Below are 18,592 nucleotides of genomic sequence, written 5' to 3'. Positions count from 1 at the left end.
GGATATGGGCTAAAACACAACTGCTGTTGTATTTTTATACTATGAATTGACAGGATGTGGATAGCATTAAAAAACCGATCTGGTGATCGGTTCGCTTCTATTTAGATATTCAATACAATTCTTATAACCAATTAGGTTTCATCTTTAGAGGATGCTGAATGTTCATCATCGTCCTGATAAATAAATTTAGGCATTTCTAAGCCAAAATAAATCGCAATCAAACGCAAAGTAAAACCAAAAACAAGTGTTGAGATCACGGTCAATTCAAGCGACAAACCGATTTCGATACACAACCAATAGCAAATCACGGACACAAAAGAAATACTGGCATATAGCTCACGGCGGAACACTAAAGGCACATCGTTACACAGAATATCACGCAGAATCCCACCTGACACACCTGTTAAGACGCCTGCAACGGCAGACACCACAAAGCCATGCCCCATTTCCAAAGCAATTTGACAACCAATAATAGTGAAGCCAATTAAGCCTAAAGCATCGAGCACCAAGAAAATGGAACGTAAATGACGCATCCATTTGGCAATTAAAATGGTGATAAAAGCTGCAATACAGGTCAGCACCAAATATTCAGGATGTTTGACCCAAGTCAGTGGATAATGCCCTAATAACACATCTCGCACCGAACCACCACCCAATGCGGTGACACAGGCAATTAAGGTGACACCAAACCAATCCATGCTACGACGCCCTGCAGACAATGCGCCTGTCATCGCTTCTGCGGTAATCGCGATTAAGTAAATGACCAACAACAACATGGACTTGCCCTTCTTTCACTAGGCCAATAGATGCGCGTTATAATAAGCGAAAAACCAAGATAAAGTTATAAAAATTGCGCACAACATTGCTTAAATTTTTTACCCGAACCACAAATACACGGCTGTTTCATAGTCGGCTGTTGCCCTGTGGTCGGATCTAGAAAATACCAACGGGCCTGATGTTGCACAAAATGGGAAATTTCATGGTGAATTTGCGTCTGCTTGGCATCGTGGTAATGGGCTTTAAATTCAACTTGGGCATGGCTTTTATCTAGCTTTTCATTGCTATTCAGCACTTCGAGCTTTAACCATTGATTCGACTTGCTCCAATCTGCAATTGCGTCAACATCCAAACTTGCCTGTTGTCCTAGCGCAGTAGTTTGCACAATATAATCAATTTGTTGCAAGGCAAAAGCGCTATAGCGTGAACGCATGAGTTGGCTCGCGGTTTCTGCATGTGCCTGCCCCACATGTAAAGGTTGGCAGCAGTATTGATAATCGCCTTGCCCGCACGGACATGCCAAGTGATGCATAGAAAATTCCAGAAATTTAAATCAATAATAGGGTCTGTTGACACTTCGTCTATATTTGCAATGGCAACAGCCCCAAAACAGCCTGACAATGCAGGCTATTTTAGCGGAAGCACAAGACTGAAATGCAGTTTGGCGTTCAGTTTATGATGCGCTTGAAGATTCCTGCTGAATCAAATGCACTTTTTCAATTTTATGTCCATCCATGGTCACAATTTCAAAAACATAACCATCGGAAAGCAATTTCTCACCATTTTCAGGCAAACGTCCCAAATGGAATAAAATATAGCCTGATAAAGTTGAATATTGCTCGCTTTCATCCACCAAATCACGACCTAATAATAAAGATACGTGACGAATATCAATGGAACCATCTAGCAATAATGTGCCATCTTCCAAACTTTCAGCACTGGCTTCGAGAGCATCTTCATCAGGGAATTCGCCTGCAATTGCTTCCAGAATATCAATAGGTGTGGCAACGCCTTCAATCGAGCCATATTCATTCAGCACAATCGCCATTTGCAGCGGTGCTTGACGCAATTGCTCCATCACCATCAAAACTTGGGCATTTTCATGCACAATCACGGGTTCACGCAAATGTGTTTCAAAGTCCAGTACACCTGTTTCAATGTATTGATTCATGACTTTATGGGTTAAGACAATGCCTGAGATATTGTCCAGTTCACCACGTGCCACAATCACTCGTGAATGGGTCATACTTAATAATTGGCTGCGAATTGAAGCATCATCTTCGTCTAAATCAATCCATTCCAATTCAGGGCGTGGCGTCATCACCGACTTTACAGGACGCTCAGATAAGCCCAACACTCCTTGTACCATCACGCTGTGATAGACGCCATTTTCAGCATCAAAGACTTCATCGGCAAAGGCGCGGGTAGCTAAAACATCTTCATTGATATGACTGCTTTCTGCCGTATTTTGACTTTTGCCACCTAACATCCGCATCACAGCCGAAGCAGTACGGTAGCGTAAATCGGTGGTGGTCACGGTTTTTTCCTGATTTCTGCGGATGGTTTGGTTCAGGAATTCAATCATCACCGAGAAACCGATGGCGGCATATAAATAGCCTTTTGGAATGTGATAACCAAAACCTTCCACCACCAATGAGAAACCAATCATCATCAGGAAGCACAGGCATAGAATCACCACGGTAGGATGCTTATTGACAAAGTCCATGAGCGCCTTAGACGCCCACAACATAATGCCTATCGCAATGATCACCGCAATCATCATGACCGATAAATGCTGCACCATGCCCACAGCAGTAATCACGCTGTCGAGTGAGAACACTGCATCTAGCACTACAATCTGCACAATCACCATCCAGAAAGTCGCATGCACAGGGTTTTCTTCTTTTAGTGCAGGTTTGCCTTCAATGCGTTCGCGCAGTTCCATGGTGCCTTTAAACAACAGGAACACACCACCAAACAGTAAAATCAGGTCACGTCCAGAGAAAGGATGTTCAAAAATATGAAACAGTGGTTGGGTCAGAGTGACGACCCACGCGATAGAGGCGAGTAAAATCAGGCGCATCCCCAAGGCGAGAAGCAAGCCCACCACCCGTGCCGTATTGCGTTGTTCTGGCGGTAACTTTTCTGCCAAAATGGCAATAAACACCAAGTTATCAATACCTAATACAATTTCGAGTACGATCAGGGTCAATAACCCAACCCACGCAGCGGGGTCAGACATCCATTCAAAGATCATGCACTCTTCTCCTGAATATCATGGGTCAAACGTGCCACACGGCGATGACACTGAAAAGATAAGTTTGCTTGCTCTGGTTGGCACAGCATGTAATTTAAAAATATTCGTTCGGTGCGACTACTGCCACTGTCCATGACGATTCTATAGTTGTCAGACAAGCTTTGAGTATAGGAAAGTTTGCGCTCAGATTCATCCCCTTTTTGCGACATCATCCACGTCAATGCAGCACTTTCACAAATCTTTGCAAATTGAACACTGCATACTGACGGGTTTGTCATATTTGAGCACTAAGCTAGAGCCAACAAAAAGAACATGCTATGGTGAAGAAAATAAATGAATAGCGAATTAAGAATGACCCAATATATCAATAATCCATCTCCTCAAACCTCTCAACCTTTGGTGGCACTGTACTGTGGTTCGCGCTCTGGCAATAACCCGATTTATCAGGAAAAAGCAGTACAACTGGCAAGAAAACTGGCCGAGCAAGGCTTTGGTATGGTCTACGGCGGTGCGAGTATTGGATTAATGGGTTTGGTTGCCGACACCGTTGTGCAACATGGTGGGCAAGCGGTGGGAGTAATTCCTGAATTTATGCTGGATTATGAAATTGCCCACAGTAATTTAACCGAGTTACACGTAGTCAAAAGCATGCATGAGCGTAAAGCGATGATGGCAGATCGCGCCAGTGCTTTTGTGGCGTTGCCAGGCGGCTTGGGTACTTTTGAAGAGATTTTGGAAATTGCCACTTGGGGGCAATTGAATCAGCACCAAAAACCGATGATTTTATATAATGTAAATGGCTTTTATGATGCGCTGATTCAGCAGTTAGATCATGCGGTACACGAAGGTTTTTTACCACCACAGCACCGCGCTAAACTGATCGTGTGTAACCACTCCCATAAAATTATTAATGCCTTGAAGAATTTGGATTCTCCACGTCATTTTGTGGGTTGAACTTTTTTAGCTACATGAAATAGCAATAAAAATGAAAGTGAAAGCGAGTCGGTGACTCGCTTTTTTTAATTCACTGTTCATTGGTTTTTACAGCACAAAAAAGAGAACACCAAAGTGCCCTCTTTAATAGATTTCTAATTTTGCAATGCTGTTAGTTAAACTTGATTTGGTACACAGCAGTAGTTCCACTGACTTCATTACCCACAACTAACAGTGGCTTGCCGTTAGGCGAGTCTTTGGCTGCAATAAAGATCAAACCTTCGGGACCGAGATTTGAATTTTCAACGGTAACCTCATTACCTTCTGCATCGAAAGATGTACGGGTTTCACCAAACTTACGATCATTAAAATACTCAACAAAAGATGCTTGTGTCGGTTGGGTAATGTCGTACACCATAATGCCACCCATACGCTCCAACCCAATAAAGGCAAAAGTTTTTTGACCAATTTTACCTAAAGCAATGCCTTCAGGCTCAGGGCCTTTATTGTCACTACGATCATCTATACTTAATTTTTCATGATTGGTATTAAAGTATTCTGGAAATAATTCAGCAGCTTTACGTTCAAAGTCATTTTTTGAGTCCCAAACAATTTTTTTGGTTTTAGGATCTACAATACTGAACGAGCGGCCACCATAAGCATATAGTTTGTCATAGGTCATGAAACCATCGCTGTCTAGCACAGGCTCACCATTTGTATCTTTCTTGTAACCTTGCGTCCAAGTAATCGTCAAACGACCCAATTGTGAATCTTTAATTAAATTATCTGCACAAACTTCATTGGCATCTGTAGTGGTACATGCTTTAAATACGTTTGAATCAAGCTTTGCGCCTTTAACCCCTGACTTTAATAGACGTAAATGCGCTGCATAATCGCCATTGGTACTGAAGCCTTTATTATTGAATAAGTGTTTAACACGAATTTCTTCTGCATAACCCTGAGTTATTTCATCCGTACCAAAATATAAGTCTTCATCAACCAACCATTCACGCGCATCACCTTCATTGGCAGTGACCAAGTAGCTTTGTCCATTGGCTTGATATTGCGCAATTGCATCTGGCATATACATGCCATATAAGCCTAGCCAAGCTTGAATATTAATCATCCCCTCATTTTTAGCACAGGCTGTAATCGTTTTACCGTTATAGTCTTGCTTACCAACAACACAATCACGATCACCTGCATCTAAAGCATTTGCAGCTAAGCCAAAGTTTTTATAACCCAATGGGAAAATATCGACCACTTGGTCTTGAATCAAATCAATTACAGCAATAGCATTGTTTTCTTGTAGACTTGCCCAAGCAGTTTTACCATCGTCACTCACCGCAATATATTCAGGCTCTAAATCTTGTGCGACAGTCGCATTTGGCCCAAAAATACGCACGCCCGCATCAAGCAATTCCTGCTTACGTGTATTCCATGCCTGAAAATCTGCAGTTTTTACAGTAGGCTTGTTGATGTCAGTTAGATTAATAATACTGATTGAACCTTCTGGATCAATCTTATAACCTTCATTTGGCTCACCTTCATTGGCAACCAAGACTTTTTTGCCATCTGGAGTAAAAGTCAACATATCAGGCAATGCACCGACTTCAACTTTGCTGATAAAGCTCAGGTCTTTGGCTTTAAAAAATGCCACGATGCCTTTATCAGTTTTAGGTGTTGCCTGAACAGCTAAAGCGACAATACCTTGATGTACCGCAACACTATTGACTTCAGAATTCGCCAAATGAGTCTTGGCATCCAAGCTGTTCAGCTTAACAGGTGCACTTGGGTTGCTTAAATCCAGTACATCGACCACGCCATTTTTCGCATTGACTACAAATAAACTTTTACTTTCAGCATCATAAGCAGAAATTTCCGCAGCACTCGCACCAAAAACTTGTGCATCGTATTCCCCTAAACGCTCCAAACTAATTGTTGTAGGTGTTGCTTCAACAACTTCTTCTTTTACAGGAATAGGATCATTATTATCATTACAGCCCACCATCCCCACAGACAATAAAGCCAACATTAATGCAGAAATTTTCGTTTTCATAAATTACTCATCATTTTTCTAAATGCACCCAACTTACAAACTCAAAGTGAATAATCGGTGACAAATAGATGACAATTTCATTGCATTTCCTTGAATTTTCAAACACTTTTCATGTTTTTATAGATGCAGTCCGCTAGATTGCAAAATGGTTTAAACTAGACCAAATGTCCATTTTGCCGAGTTATGAACCAAACACCGACCCATCAAGCCCTGCATCCTGAATACCGTCTTTTGGTATTTCTGGTTTCAATTGGCTTTTTTATGCAGGCGCTCGACACCACCATTGTGAATACAGCAATCCCTGCAATGGCGAATAGCCTGCAGGAAGACCCGCTGCGGATGCACAGTGTTGTGGTGGCGTATGTGCTCTCGGTGGCAGCGTGTATTCCATTAAGTGGATGGTTGGCAGATCGTTTTGGGGTACGCAATACCTATTTTGCAGCGATTATCATTTTTACCCTTGCCTCTTTGGGTTGTGCTGCAGCAGCGAGTCTGAATGAATTACTGTTTTATCGGGTGATTCAAGGTATTGGTGGCGCATTGCTCTTGCCTGTCGGGCGCTTGGCGATGTTAAAAATCATTCCACGTACCCAGTTTTTATCTGCCATGAGCCTGATGAGTCTGGCAGGGTTGATTGGCCCCTTAATTGGCCCAACTCTGGGTGGCTGGTTGGTCGAAGTCGCCACGTGGCACTGGATTTTCCTGATCAATATTCCTATGGGCATCTTGGGCTGTTGGATTTGTATCAAAGCCATGCCGAATGTGACTGAAACTGAAGTTAAAAACTTTGATTTTCTCGGGTTTATCCTATTAGTTGTGGCGATGGCGGGCTTATCTTTAGGCATCGAAAATTTTGCCAACCCACAACATAATCTGCTTTGGAATTTAGCGTTAATCTTGGCTGGCGGTATTGCCGCAGCATGCTATGCCCACCATGCCCATACTCATCAAAATGCCTTATTTCGCAGCGATTTATTTAAAAATCGCTTATATGCCATTGGTATTTTAGGTAACTTTTTTGCCCGCTTCGGGGGCAATGCCATGCCTTTTATCATGCCAATCATGCTACAGGTGGCTTTTGGTTTTGAACCGTTTCTCACGGGTTTGATGATGATTCCGACTGTGCTCGGTTCTTTGGTATCTAAACCAATTATTCGGCCTTTAATTCAACGTTTTGGCTATCGGCAGTTTTTACCGACCAATACGTTATTGGTCGGTGCCTGTATTGCCAGTTTTTCGCTGACCACTGCTGAAACTGCGACTTGGTTACGTGCCTTACATTTTTTTATATTTGGGGTGCTTAATTCATTGCAGTTTGTGGGTATGAATACCTTTACGCTCAAAGATTTACCTCAACAAGATGCCAGCAGCGGCAATAGTTTTTTATCCATGATTATGATGCTGTCGATGAGTATTGGCGTGGCATTGGCAGGTACTTTGGTGAATATGTTTAGTGCCTATTACGGCGCAGAACAGTTAGTCAGTGCCTTTCATGCCACTTTAATTTGTTTGGGTGTATTAAATATTTTGGCATTTTTAGTGTTTTGGAGTATCCCCAAACACACGGCTGTTTAAAACGCCATTACCGAAAGCGCATGGTGCTACACCGCACTGCGCGTTATGATATGACTTTGCTCCGCGAAGCTTTTTCAACATGCGCAAACCACCAAATCGAGCTAAAAACTCAGCTTTTACACCGCACTATCGTATGACCATTGCGGTGCTTGGCAGTGCTGTTTTGGCGGTTTTATTGTATTTGGATGTGTTGCGCCAACAACCTGCGGCAGCCGAAGAATATCCAATTCAAGGCTTTGACGTGTCACATCATCAAGGCGATGTTCAGTGGCAAAAAATTTCCCCACAAAAATATGCCTTTGTCTATTTAAAAGCCACCGAAGGAGGCGATTTTAAAGATCATAAATTTCAGGATAACTGGCTCAAAGCCCGTGAACATGGCTTTTTGGTCGGCGCCTATCATTTTTATCGCTTATGCCGTGATGGAGCAATTCAGGCAGAAAACTTTATTGCGACTGTTCCAAAAAAATCTGACAGTTTGCCACCTGTAATTGACTTAGAATATGACAGCAACTGCATCAACACTTACACCAAAGAACAGTTACTGCGCGAAATTCAAATCATGCATGATGCGCTATATCAACATTATGAAAAACAACCGATTTTTTATGTATCTAAAGCCTTTTACAATATGGTATTAACTGAAAGCTTTAAGCAAACACCACTTTGGGTCAGAGAATATCAGGGTAAACCACAACTGGCAGGTCAGCCAAAATGGTTATTTTGGCAACATACCAATCAGGGTCAAATAAAAGGTATTCACACCCCAGTCGACCTAAATGTTTTTTATGGCAATACCAAACAATGGCAGCATTTTTTAACAGACAACGCAATTCAACCCACAAGACTTGAACCGAACCAGAAAAAATAACAAGATAGCTGCATCACAATAAAAAAGTACCGTCATGAAAATTATGAAAGGGCTGCTTTGGGCTGCTCTTACGCTCAGCATTTGTGCAGGATTCGCACTGCTTTACCTATTACAACCCGCAGGCAAACTAGAACAATTTTCCGCATGGCAATATTCAACAAAAACCGCAAATGCCAACTTAAAAGTACATTATTTTGGCGTATCTACCCTATTGTTTGATGATGGTGAAAACCAAATTCTGATTGATGGATTTTTTAGTCGCCCCTCTCTTGCACAAGTCATGTGGAACAAGTTAGACAGCCAACCAGCCTTATTGCACAAGTTGATTCAACAGCATCAATTACAACGCACACGTGCGATTTTGATCACCCATTCGCATTATGATCACACGCTAGATTTGCCATTTTTGGCGCAGCAACTCAAACACAGTCAAATCATCGGTTCAGAAAGTAGTTTGAACATTGCCCGTGGTGCCGCAATTCCTGAATCTCGATTAAGCCTTGTCAATCCTGCCCAACCAATACAGATTGGAAAGTTTAAGATTACGGCTATTCCATCACAGCATACCCCTGCCACCGCTGTGAATAATGATTTAGGTGAACAAATTCAACAACCATTGTCCTTACCTGCCCGTTTTTATGAATTTAAAGAAGGCGGCAGTTTTGATTATTACATTCAGCATCCTGAACAGAACATTTTAGTCAAAGCCAGTACAGGCGCGATTTCTAAACAATTACAACACTTGCAGGTAGATACTTTATTTTTAGGGATTGCACAGCTCTCTAAACAATCGGTTGCTTTTCAACAGCATTATTTAGATGAAACTGTGGAAACGTTGCGCCCTCGTGTCGTGATTCCAATTCATTGGGATAATTTTTTCCAGCCTTTAGCGCGCCCTTTAGAGTTTTTGCCCCGCATTGCCGACCATAGCCCACGGAGTTTACAGCGTTTGATCGACTATGCAGAACAGCAATCGACACAGGTGATTTTGCTGAATAGCAACACGCCTTATCCGCTTGCTCCGATGCTACAACCGACTTCCTAAACATGCGATACTGTTGAAATCTAAACGCTTCATCTAGTTTGTGCCATGCGGAAAATCATTCATATTGATATGGATGCCTTTTATGCCTCTGTTGAGCTGCGCAGTCGTCCTGAATTGCAGCATTTACCTGTGGTGATTGCTTCGCATCATCCTCGTGCTGTGATTGCTGCGGCATCTTACCCTGCGCGTGAGTTTGGTTTACGTTCTGCCATGTCGATGGCACAAGCCCGCAAACGCTGCCCGCAGGTGGTGGTGCTCGAGCCTAATTTTGCGCTCTATCGTGAGGTTTCCGCACAAATTCATCAGATTTTTCAGCGTTATACACCACTTATTGAACCCTTGTCTTTAGATGAAGCTTATTTAGATGTCACCGAAAATTTACAAGGTATTCCAAGCGCAACTGAAGTCGCAATGCGGATTCGGGCAGATATTTTTCAAAGTACAGGTTTAACGGCCTCGGCAGGTGTCGCACCGAATAAATTTTTAGCCAAAATTGCTTCGGACTGGCATAAACCCAATGGCATTTGCGTGATTAAACCCAGTCAAGTGCAGCAGTTTATTCAGGACTTACCCTTAAAGAAAATTCCAGGCGTAGGTAAAGTCACGCAGGAAAAATTAAAAAGCTTGAATTTAAATACCTTGGGCGATTTGCAACACATTGAAGAAAACCTGTTGATTCATCATTTTGGCAAATATGGAAAACGCCTGTTTTTATTTGCCCAAGGGATTGATGAACGTCCTGTGCAGGCAGAACGTGAGCGCCAGCAAATTTCCAAAGAAATCACCTTTGATGATGACTTAAACTTAGCCGAATGTGCAGCTTACTGGTCTAGCTTGATTGATCAGGTTTGGCATAGTTTAGTGAAAAAACAATATGTTGCACGTGGCGTATCGGCCAAATTGAAACTCAAAAATTTTCAGGTCTTACAACATAGCAAAAGTTTTAAACAGCCTCTTGAAACTAAAAATGATCTTGAAAAAGTCCTGCAGCTTTTGCTTCACGAAATGCATATTCCCGCACAGGATCAATTCCGTTTAATTGGGGTCGGTCTGTATCAACTCAGCCCTGCCGATGAGCAAGCACAACTATCTTTGCTGTAAATATCACAACTCATAAATATCACGGATATTAAAGCTATAAACTCGCAGCACGGCATGACAGCCTGCCAAAGCAATGCTTACCGATGAATACTAAAGCTATTTTTGTATAAATTTCAGCCAAAAGAATAAAAATAAGACAATTTACCCTTCACAGTTGTGCTTTTTAGAGTAATCTATGCGCGCGATGTATTTATCCGTACATACGCTGAGATGTCAAAAATCACCATTACTTTTGGCATACTTGTCCTGTGATTGGCGTGACGATCAAATCCGAAGATTACAGGACAACTCTGCGCTTGGCACTTCGCCGCTTTGATACACCGTCTCTCTTTTCCTCGTATTTTCCATTCAACTACTTTTTATTTTAAGTAGACTGCTGCCTGCATATTTTCCACGTGCTTGCCTGCCTCTATAATACCTCACGCTTTTTATACCCAATCGCTTGGCGCGAGGATCACACCCAATGGCTGTTCAACGTCTACATATCCAAAAACGTTATTCTGAAATTGCAATTTCGGGAAATTTAGTCCATTTGGCAGGGCAACTGGCAGAAGACACACAACAAGATATTGAGGGGCAAACCCAACAAACACTTGCCCTGATTGATCGTTTATTGGCAGATGCGGGTACAGATAAAAGCCACATCATGTCGGTAATGATTTTTCTAAAAGACATTGAGCGCGATTATGCCGCAATGAATCAAGTTTGGGATGCTTGGGTGGCAGATATACAAGCTTTACCGCGTACCTGCGTAGAAGCCAAGTTATATCGTCCTGACGTTTTAGTTGAGATGACTGTGGTTGCAGTCAAACCTGAAGAGCAACCCAACGTATAACAGATGTGATTGGATCAGGAACATGCCCAAAAAAATCAGCATGTCATGGCGACATGCTGATTCATATTGTCTATCTAGTGACTTTAGCGGCAAGCGTTTAGCCCAATACCTTCACTTTATGGCGTACAGAATGCGCTAAAAAATCATACTTTTTTAAGGCAGTATCCAAATCTTCTAAATCTGCATAAGATGACGATGACTGCCCAAAAGCTTCGCGTAATTCGTGATATTCAGGCACATCTTCATAACGCAGCACTTTATAACCCGCCAAACGCAGCAATTCATCTTGGTATTGTGCATTGCGGCTACGTTTCAACATCAACAAATCATCTAAAGCCACAATTGCAACAACTTGATGATTGGCATCCAACACCACAAAATCGGCAATCATATTGCGGTATTTATGTCGAGTACGTGAAAATTTCGTGGTCAGCAAGGCATCAAAAGACACATGCGCCAAGATGATATGTTGAGGTAAAATTTCCTGCAAACGTGTATACGTCAGCTGTTCATTTAAGTTAAAAATTGCACGTTGCTTTAGTGCACTGTCCTGAGGTTTTTCTCTATTTTCCAAGCCCTTAACCGCCATCAAGAGAAAGAAAATCAGTATCAAAACCCCAATCAAAATATAAATGGTCATAATTCAATCCTTAAAATCATTTTTTATAGTTGTTTCGGCTTCATGCCGATTTTTTCATCAAATCAGTATATAACACGCTTTTATATTTAAACGTTCCATTTAAGAAACTACATGAAACATTGACAAAACCATCATAGAAACAGAAATTTTGTTTCACAAGCCCGCCTTTTGTCTAAGCGCTGTAGCGTCTAAGCATATTTTTATCCTTAGATTGAAATACTGTATAGCATGCTCAAAAAACAAAGCAATGCTTAACAGATTCGATTGTCGGACAATTCCGATGAAATGAAAAGCAAACAAAAAAGGCGCCGCAGCGCCTTTGATGGAGCTTAATTTGAAGTACTAAGCTTTCGATTTTGGCTTAGATTTCTTGTGTGAAAATGGACATTTTTCACCTGTTTCACGTGGCGGCAAGCCTGTGTGCTGGGTCAAAATTTGTCCTTTCTTCGGACGATTACTGTTCTGAGCACGATTGCCACTTTGCCCCGTACGTTTTTGTGAATCACCCGCGACAGTCGAGTTTTTCTTACGTGCCGTTTGATACTGTCCATCTGTGCCTTGCGGCTGATAGGTTGGAATCAGGTGCTGTTTAGAGTTTCCGATTAAATCTGCACGTCCCATTTCTTTTAAGGCTTCACGCAACAACGGCCAGTTGTTTGGATCATGGTAACGTAAGAAAGCTTTATGCAAACGACGACGTTTTTCGCCTTTGACAATATCCACATTTTCGGTATAACGCGCCACTTTGGCCAGTGGGTTTTTACCCGTGTAATACATGGTCGAAGCGGTTGCCATTGGCGATGGATAGAAGGTCTGCACCTGATCGGCACGGAAACCATTCTTTTTCAGCCACAACGCCAAATTCATCATGTCGTAATCGGTCGTTCCTGGGTGCGCAGCAATAAAATACGGAATTAAATATTGCTCTTTGCCCGCCTCTTTACTGAAACGATCAAACATTTGTTTAAAACGGTCATAGGTACCAATACCAGGTTTCATCATCTTAGATAATGGACCTTTTTCGGTATGCTCTGGTGCAATTTTTAAATAACCGCCCACATGATGCGTCACCAATTCATGTACATATTCAGGGTTCAACACAGCCAAGTCATACCGCAAACCTGAACCAATCAGAATTTTTTTGATGCCTTTCAGTTCACGCGCTTTACGATATAACTGTGTTAAAGGCGCATGATCGGTATGTAAGTTTTGACATACGCCCGGGAATACACAGGAAGGTTTACGACAATTCTTTTCAATTTCAGGATCTTTACAATGCAAACGGTACATATTTGCAGTCGGGCCACCTAAGTCTGAAATAATACCGGTAAAGCCAGGTGCAGTATCCCGAATTTTTTCCACTTCACGCAAAATGGATTCTTCAGAACGGTTTTGGATAATTCGGCCTTCGTGTTCGGTAATCGAACAGAAAGTACAGCCACCAAAACAACCACGCATGATATTGACCGAAAACTTGATCATATCAAAAGCAGGGAAACGTGCATTGCCATAAGATGGATGCGGCAAACGTGCATACGGTAAATCGAATACATAGTCCATTTCTTCCGTAGTCAACGGAATAGGCGGTGCATTCAACCACACATCACGTTCACCATGCTTTTGCACCAAAGCACGCGCATTGCCCGGGTTAGTTTCTAAATGCAAAATACGGTTAGCATGCGCATACAGCACAGGATCGTTCACCACTTCCTCAAAAGAAGGCAAACGAATCACTGCCAATTCACGTGGGGGTAATTTGTGTTTAATTGCTTTTGAAGCAGGGTGCAATTGCACAATCTGGGTATCCGCATCTAGCTGATCACCTTCACGCACAATTGGATTGCTGACCACATCTTTCTGGAAATTTTGATATTGCGCGAGGTTGTTGCCCTTGTCTTTTTCAATCTCACAACCGTCTAAATCTTCGGTCATCACATAAGGGTTGATGATTGGATCAACACGGCCCACGCTGTCTACATCATTAGATGCAATTTCAACAAATTTGGCTTTAGACGCGCGGTTATGTTTATTAATAATAAATGCTGTACCACGTACATCTGTAATTTCGTGGATTTTTTCGCCTTTGGCCAAACGGTGCATCACTTCAATAATCGAACGCTCACCATTGCCGTACATCAATAAGTCGGCTTTAGAATCCATTAAAATTGAGCGACGAACTTTGTCAGACCAATAGTCATAATGTGCAATACGACGCAACGAGCCTTCAATCCCGCCAAGTAAAACAGGCACATCTGGAAAGGCTTCACGACAACGCTGACAATATACCGTAGCCGCACGGTCAGGACGTTTATTCGGCTGATTGTCTGGTGAATAAGCATCATCAGAACGGATTTTACGGTCTGCAGTATAGCGGTTGATCATCGAGTCCATATTGCCCGCGGTAACACCCCAAGCAATGGTCGGCTTCCCTAGTACCCGAAAAGATTCCACATTGGTCCAGTCTGGTTGGGCGATGATCCCGACACGAAAGCCCTGCGCCTCAAGCACACGACCAATCACGCCCGATACAAAAGAGGGATGATCAATATAAGCATCACCACAAACCAAAATAAAATCGCAGGCATCCCAACCAAGCTGATCCATTTCTTCGCGTGACATCGGCAAAAATGGCGCAGGCTCAAAACATGACGCCCAATATTTGTCGTAATCAAACAACGCTTTGGGTGCGGTCTGAGCAGTATAAGCAGTAGACATGGCTTGCAATTCTCGGCTGGGAAGTGGAAGATCAAAAGTCGATCAAAGATGAAAGCCGACTATTTTAGCATGAATTCCATTCATCTTGCTTGATTAAAAAACACACAAAATCAGCAAACTATTTTTATATCCTAAGTTGGTATCTGAATAAGAAAAGCATAAAGGGATAAGCCTAAAGCAATAATCCTGAATGCTTATCGCAGCGCTGTTGGTTTAATCTTTAAACGCCACGCACCATAAAGCGCCACACCCAAGACTGCAGTCATCACCCATGTCAGACCAGACCAGCCCCATTGTTCCCAAATCAGACCGCTACCACTACCGAGCAAACTCGAACCCATGTAGTAACTAAATAAATATAATGATGATCCCACTGCACGATACTGCAGTGCTTGAATCGACACCCAACTACTGGCAGTAGAATGTGCGGCAAAAAAAGCAAAGGTAAATAGCACCAATGCAGCCAATACGACGGCTAAATGTGCAATCGACATCAACCATAATGCGATCAACATTAGGACAATCACCATAGGCAACACACGTTCACGTCCAATACGATTGCCCCAGCTTGCCGCACGCGGTGAACTATAAATACCCGCCAAATAGGCAATTGAAATCACCCCAATCCAAACTTGGGAAAGCTCAAATGGTTTAGCTAGTAAATAATAGCTGATGTAATTGAAAACACTGACGAAACAGCCCATCAGCAAAAAGCCCTGTAAAAACAGGATTCTTAATTTACGGTCTGCCAAATTGGCAACAAAAGCATCTCTAAACCGCGAGAAGCGAATCGGATACGCTGTAAAATTTTTCGATGCAGGAAGTAACATATAAAAGGTGATTGCAATTAGTAAATTCAAACCACCAATAATTAGGGTTGCCGCTTGCCAAGATATAAAATCGACCAAGACCCCAGCAATTAAACGTCCACCCATGCCACCAATGGCCGTACCCGAAATATACAGCCCCATAGCAAAACCAATATCTTGCTGTCGAATTTCTTCACCAATATAGGTCATGGCGACCGCAGCTACACCACTCACAGCAATGCCAATAAAAATTCGTGTGGTTAAAAAGAATGACCAGATTGGAAGTAAGGCACTCAGAATTAATAAAATGGCAGCTAAAAATAAAGCCAAAACCATAATAGGTTTACGCCCAAAACGATCTGAAATAAAACCTGTGAAAAGCAAACCTATCGCCAAAGCCACAGTAGAAAATGACAGCGGGAAACTACTTTGGGTTGGTGTAACCGTAAAAAAATCGGCCAAAATTGGCATCATCGGTTGCACACAGTACAAGGTCGAAAAAGAAGCGAAACCCGCTAGAAACAACGAAAAAAGAATGGCTTTAAACGGCTTAGTACCATACTGAACATGAGATGCTGCAGCTAAATCAGACATATTTACTCCAATCACGCAATCAGTATACGCCTGTTTATGGACAAAAATAAGCTCGGTATTTTATCGTTTGCTCAAAAACAGCGTCAGTATCATTCATCACTTTGTCAGTTTTTGCTTACATGCATTGAAGCAAAATGAGGCTAGGCAGTATTTTGAGCTTACGGTATTCTTTAAAGCATAAGGAGACAGGATGTTTCCCAAACAGAAAACAACAATAATAGGTTTGAGCACCAGGATCGTGAGGTACGACAGGAGTTATACCTAAACACGAAATACAAAGAAACCCCGTCAGGATGATGGGGTTTCTTTTTATCTGTGTCTTGAGTATATAACTTTATCTATCATCACTTTCTATTTACACACCCCATAATCAAAAAGTCCCCAAACAAGGTTGAGGACTTTTGAACTTAGCACATTACAAGTTTAAGCTTTGGCAGCAACTGCTTTGCCTGCTTTAATTTGCTCAGCTTCATCTTCACTCATAATCAAGGCAACCGCAATTGCAGTGATCAACACTGGCAAACCTACTGCCATAAAGTTGAAGTGTGCAGGTAAATTCATACCCAATAAGCCGCCAATTAAAATTGGACCCACAATCGCACCCATACGACCAATGGCAGATGACCAGCCAATACCTGTTGAGCGTACCGCAAGTGGGTAATATTGTGCCACATAGCTATACAACAACATTTGTGAACCAATAGATGCTGCACCCGCCAAGAATACTAAGATGTAAAGCAAGAATTGATTAGATTGGAAGCCCATGAGGCTCATCACCAATGCACCCATGATTCCCAAGAACATCAATACAGGTTTTAAGTGGAAACGGTCTGCTAAAATACCACCACCCACGATACCAACGACTGCACCTACGTTCATCACCATCATGAACATTAAGCTGTTGTCCATAGAATAGCCTGCCGCCATCATCAGTTTTGGCAACCAGCTGCTGAGTGCATACATGGTTAATAGACAAGTAAAGAACGCTAACCAGAACAATAAAGTATTCACTGCACGACCGCGTTTGAACAAGCTCACCACGTTAGCAGCTTCAGGCACACCAACCTGATACAATTCAAAAGTGGTGTCTTCGGTAATTTTTAAATCTGGTGCTAAACGCGCTACGATTGGACGGGCTTGATCTTGCTTATTTTCTTTGACAATAAAGGTTAAAGATTCTGGCAAGAATTTCCAAATCACAGGCAATAAAAACAATGGGATACCCGCAATAAAGAACATGATTTCCCAGCCAAAACTTGGGGTAAACCATGAGCCAAGTAAGGCTGCCATTACACCACCTACAGCATAACCACTAAACATAGTAGTCACTAAGGTGCTACGCATGGTTTTAGGTGCATATTCAGAAGTTAAGGCCACAAGGTTTGGCATTACACCACCAATGCCTAAACCCGCTAAGAAACGTAAAATTGCAAACTCAGTTGGATTAGAAGCAAAGCCACCTGCAAAGGTTAAACCACTAAACAGAACGATACAGATCATGATGACTTTCTTACGACCAATTTTATCGGCCAAAGAACCAAAAATCATCGCACCAAACATCATACCTGCCAATGCAGTACTCGCGAGCATCCCCGCCTGAACAGCACTCAAGCCCCACTCATCCATCAATAAGGGTAAAACGACCCCATTAATTGCCAAGTCATAGCCATCAAATAAAATGATCAGTAGACACCATGCCACGACATTGAAATGAAATGGTTTGAATTTTGCGTGATCGATGACATCATTCACGTTAATTGCTTGATGTGCCATTCCTCACCTCCTGTGAGTTTGTGTTTCAGTAAGCTTGAATAGCAATTTTTACAGTGAAGACTTTCATTTTTATCAGTCATCCATGTCCACTTTTGCCATTCAAGTAGATTGTGTAACTTTCACACAAAACACAAAAAATAAAAATTCAACATTAGTCTAAAACATTTTATTAATTATGGGTTTATTGTTATTTTAAACACAATAAAATGTGATTATTCTTCTTAATATTTTCTTTTCCACATAAAAAAACACCCCCAACGCTAGTTGAGGGTGTTCGAATAATGAGCTGGCGATGACTTACTCTCACATGGGTAACCCCACACTACCATCAGCGCGAAGAGGTTTCACTTCTGAGTTCGGGAAGGGATCAGGTGGTTCACTCTTGCTATGGTCGCCAGCACAACTGTTTACGGAGACTTGCATTGGTCTTATTCACGACTGTGATGCACTGCGTTTTCCGAATCTGTAACAGATTGGGCTGTATTGGGTCTGAATTTTATTGTTTAGCGTTAACTAAATCAAGATCAGTCTGAATTGACTGATTGGATTTGAATCGATTGAGCATTCAACCCCAACTGTTTGGGTGTTGTATAGTCAAGCCTCACGAG

At 42.1% G+C, this 18,592-nt stretch carries 15 protein-coding genes and 1 rRNA gene; 6 read left to right on the top strand and 10 right to left on the bottom strand.

All coding sequences use genetic code 11. The features are described 5' to 3' along the window. Positions 1-131: 131 nt before the first annotated feature. The 4 genes from FTU39_RS08140 to FTU39_RS08125 all read right to left on the bottom strand — a co-directional run bounded on the left by FTU39_RS08140 (position 132) and on the right by FTU39_RS08125 (position 3,243). Positions 132-776 carry a trimeric intracellular cation channel family protein gene (locus FTU39_RS08140; protein WP_004975638.1) on the bottom strand — a complete coding sequence of 215 codons (645 nt, stop codon included), beginning with the start codon at positions 774-776 and terminating at the stop codon, positions 132-134. A gap of 65 nt (positions 777-841) precedes the next feature. Then, on the bottom strand, positions 842-1,309 hold the full coding sequence (locus tag FTU39_RS08135) for a YchJ family protein (RefSeq protein WP_004975636.1): 468 nt from the start codon (positions 1,307-1,309) through the stop codon (positions 842-844). A gap of 141 nt (positions 1,310-1,450) precedes the next feature. Then, positions 1,451-3,034 (bottom strand): TerC family protein, encoded by a 1,584-nt coding sequence (locus tag FTU39_RS08130; protein ID WP_178318297.1) that lies wholly within the window; start codon positions 3,032-3,034, stop codon positions 1,451-1,453. Next, entirely contained in the window at positions 3,031-3,243 is a 213-nt protein-coding gene (locus tag FTU39_RS08125; RefSeq protein ID WP_165492541.1) for a hypothetical protein, read from the bottom strand. The genes FTU39_RS08130 and FTU39_RS08125 overlap by 4 nt, the downstream gene beginning before the upstream one ends. A gap of 124 nt (positions 3,244-3,367) precedes the next feature. Here FTU39_RS08125 and FTU39_RS08120 point away from each other — a divergent pair, with 124 nt between their 5' ends. After that, positions 3,368-3,988: a TIGR00730 family Rossman fold protein gene (locus FTU39_RS08120; protein WP_096902251.1), complete on the top strand. Its 621-nt coding sequence runs from the start codon at positions 3,368-3,370 to the stop codon at positions 3,986-3,988. Between the two features lie 151 nt (positions 3,989-4,139). Here the strand turns inward: FTU39_RS08120 and FTU39_RS08115 are convergent, their stop codons facing one another. Further along, positions 4,140-6,026 carry a choice-of-anchor I family protein gene (locus FTU39_RS08115; protein WP_180051988.1) on the bottom strand — a complete coding sequence of 629 codons (1,887 nt, stop codon included), beginning with the start codon at positions 6,024-6,026 and terminating at the stop codon, positions 4,140-4,142. Positions 6,027-6,209: 183 nt separating this feature from the next. Here FTU39_RS08115 and mdtD point away from each other — a divergent pair, with 183 nt between their 5' ends. The 5 genes from mdtD (at position 6,210) to FTU39_RS08090 (ending at position 11,453) form a co-directional block, all read left to right on the top strand. Next, positions 6,210-7,601 (top strand): multidrug transporter subunit MdtD, encoded by a 1,392-nt coding sequence (gene mdtD, locus FTU39_RS08110; protein WP_180051987.1) that lies wholly within the window; start codon positions 6,210-6,212, stop codon positions 7,599-7,601. A 79-nt stretch (positions 7,602-7,680) separates the two neighbouring features. Next, entirely contained in the window at positions 7,681-8,472 is a 792-nt protein-coding gene (locus FTU39_RS08105) for a GH25 family lysozyme (RefSeq protein WP_179997336.1), read from the top strand. A 34-nt stretch (positions 8,473-8,506) separates the two neighbouring features. Continuing rightward, a complete protein-coding gene (locus tag FTU39_RS08100) occupies positions 8,507-9,517 on the top strand; it encodes an MBL fold metallo-hydrolase (RefSeq protein WP_179993468.1) in 1,011 nt (336 codons plus the stop codon). Positions 9,518-9,562: 45 nt separating this feature from the next. Next, on the top strand, positions 9,563-10,618 hold the full coding sequence (dinB, locus tag FTU39_RS08095) for a DNA polymerase IV (RefSeq protein ID WP_180051986.1): 1,056 nt from the start codon (positions 9,563-9,565) through the stop codon (positions 10,616-10,618). A 463-nt stretch (positions 10,619-11,081) separates the two neighbouring features. Beyond that, a complete protein-coding gene (locus FTU39_RS08090) occupies positions 11,082-11,453 on the top strand; it encodes a RidA family protein (RefSeq protein WP_179994878.1) in 372 nt (123 codons plus the stop codon). A 97-nt stretch (positions 11,454-11,550) separates the two neighbouring features. Here the strand turns inward: FTU39_RS08090 and FTU39_RS08085 are convergent, their stop codons facing one another. From FTU39_RS08085 to rrf, 5 genes are all read right to left on the bottom strand, one after another. Beyond that, positions 11,551-12,093, bottom strand: coding sequence for a DUF2726 domain-containing protein (locus tag FTU39_RS08085; RefSeq protein ID WP_180050123.1), 543 nt, complete (start codon positions 12,091-12,093; stop codon positions 11,551-11,553). A 342-nt stretch (positions 12,094-12,435) separates the two neighbouring features. Continuing rightward, entirely contained in the window at positions 12,436-14,808 is a 2,373-nt protein-coding gene (locus FTU39_RS08080; RefSeq protein ID WP_180051985.1) for a YgiQ family radical SAM protein, read from the bottom strand. A 194-nt stretch (positions 14,809-15,002) separates the two neighbouring features. Further along, on the bottom strand, positions 15,003-16,211 hold the full coding sequence (locus tag FTU39_RS08075; RefSeq protein ID WP_131261665.1) for an MFS transporter: 1,209 nt from the start codon (positions 16,209-16,211) through the stop codon (positions 15,003-15,005). A 423-nt stretch (positions 16,212-16,634) separates the two neighbouring features. After that, positions 16,635-17,984 (bottom strand): MFS transporter, encoded by a 1,350-nt coding sequence (locus tag FTU39_RS08070; protein WP_096902259.1) that lies wholly within the window; start codon positions 17,982-17,984, stop codon positions 16,635-16,637. Positions 17,985-18,268: 284 nt separating this feature from the next. Further along, positions 18,269-18,383 (bottom strand): 5S ribosomal RNA (gene rrf, locus FTU39_RS08065). Positions 18,384-18,592: the final 209 nt, after the last annotated feature.

It is taken from the genome of Acinetobacter sp. YH12099, assembly GCF_013419195.1.
Classification (GTDB): domain Bacteria; phylum Pseudomonadota; class Gammaproteobacteria; order Pseudomonadales; family Moraxellaceae; genus Acinetobacter; species Acinetobacter towneri.
Note: the sequence above shows the minus strand (reverse complement) of the source record. Positions and strands in the feature narration are given on the sequence as shown.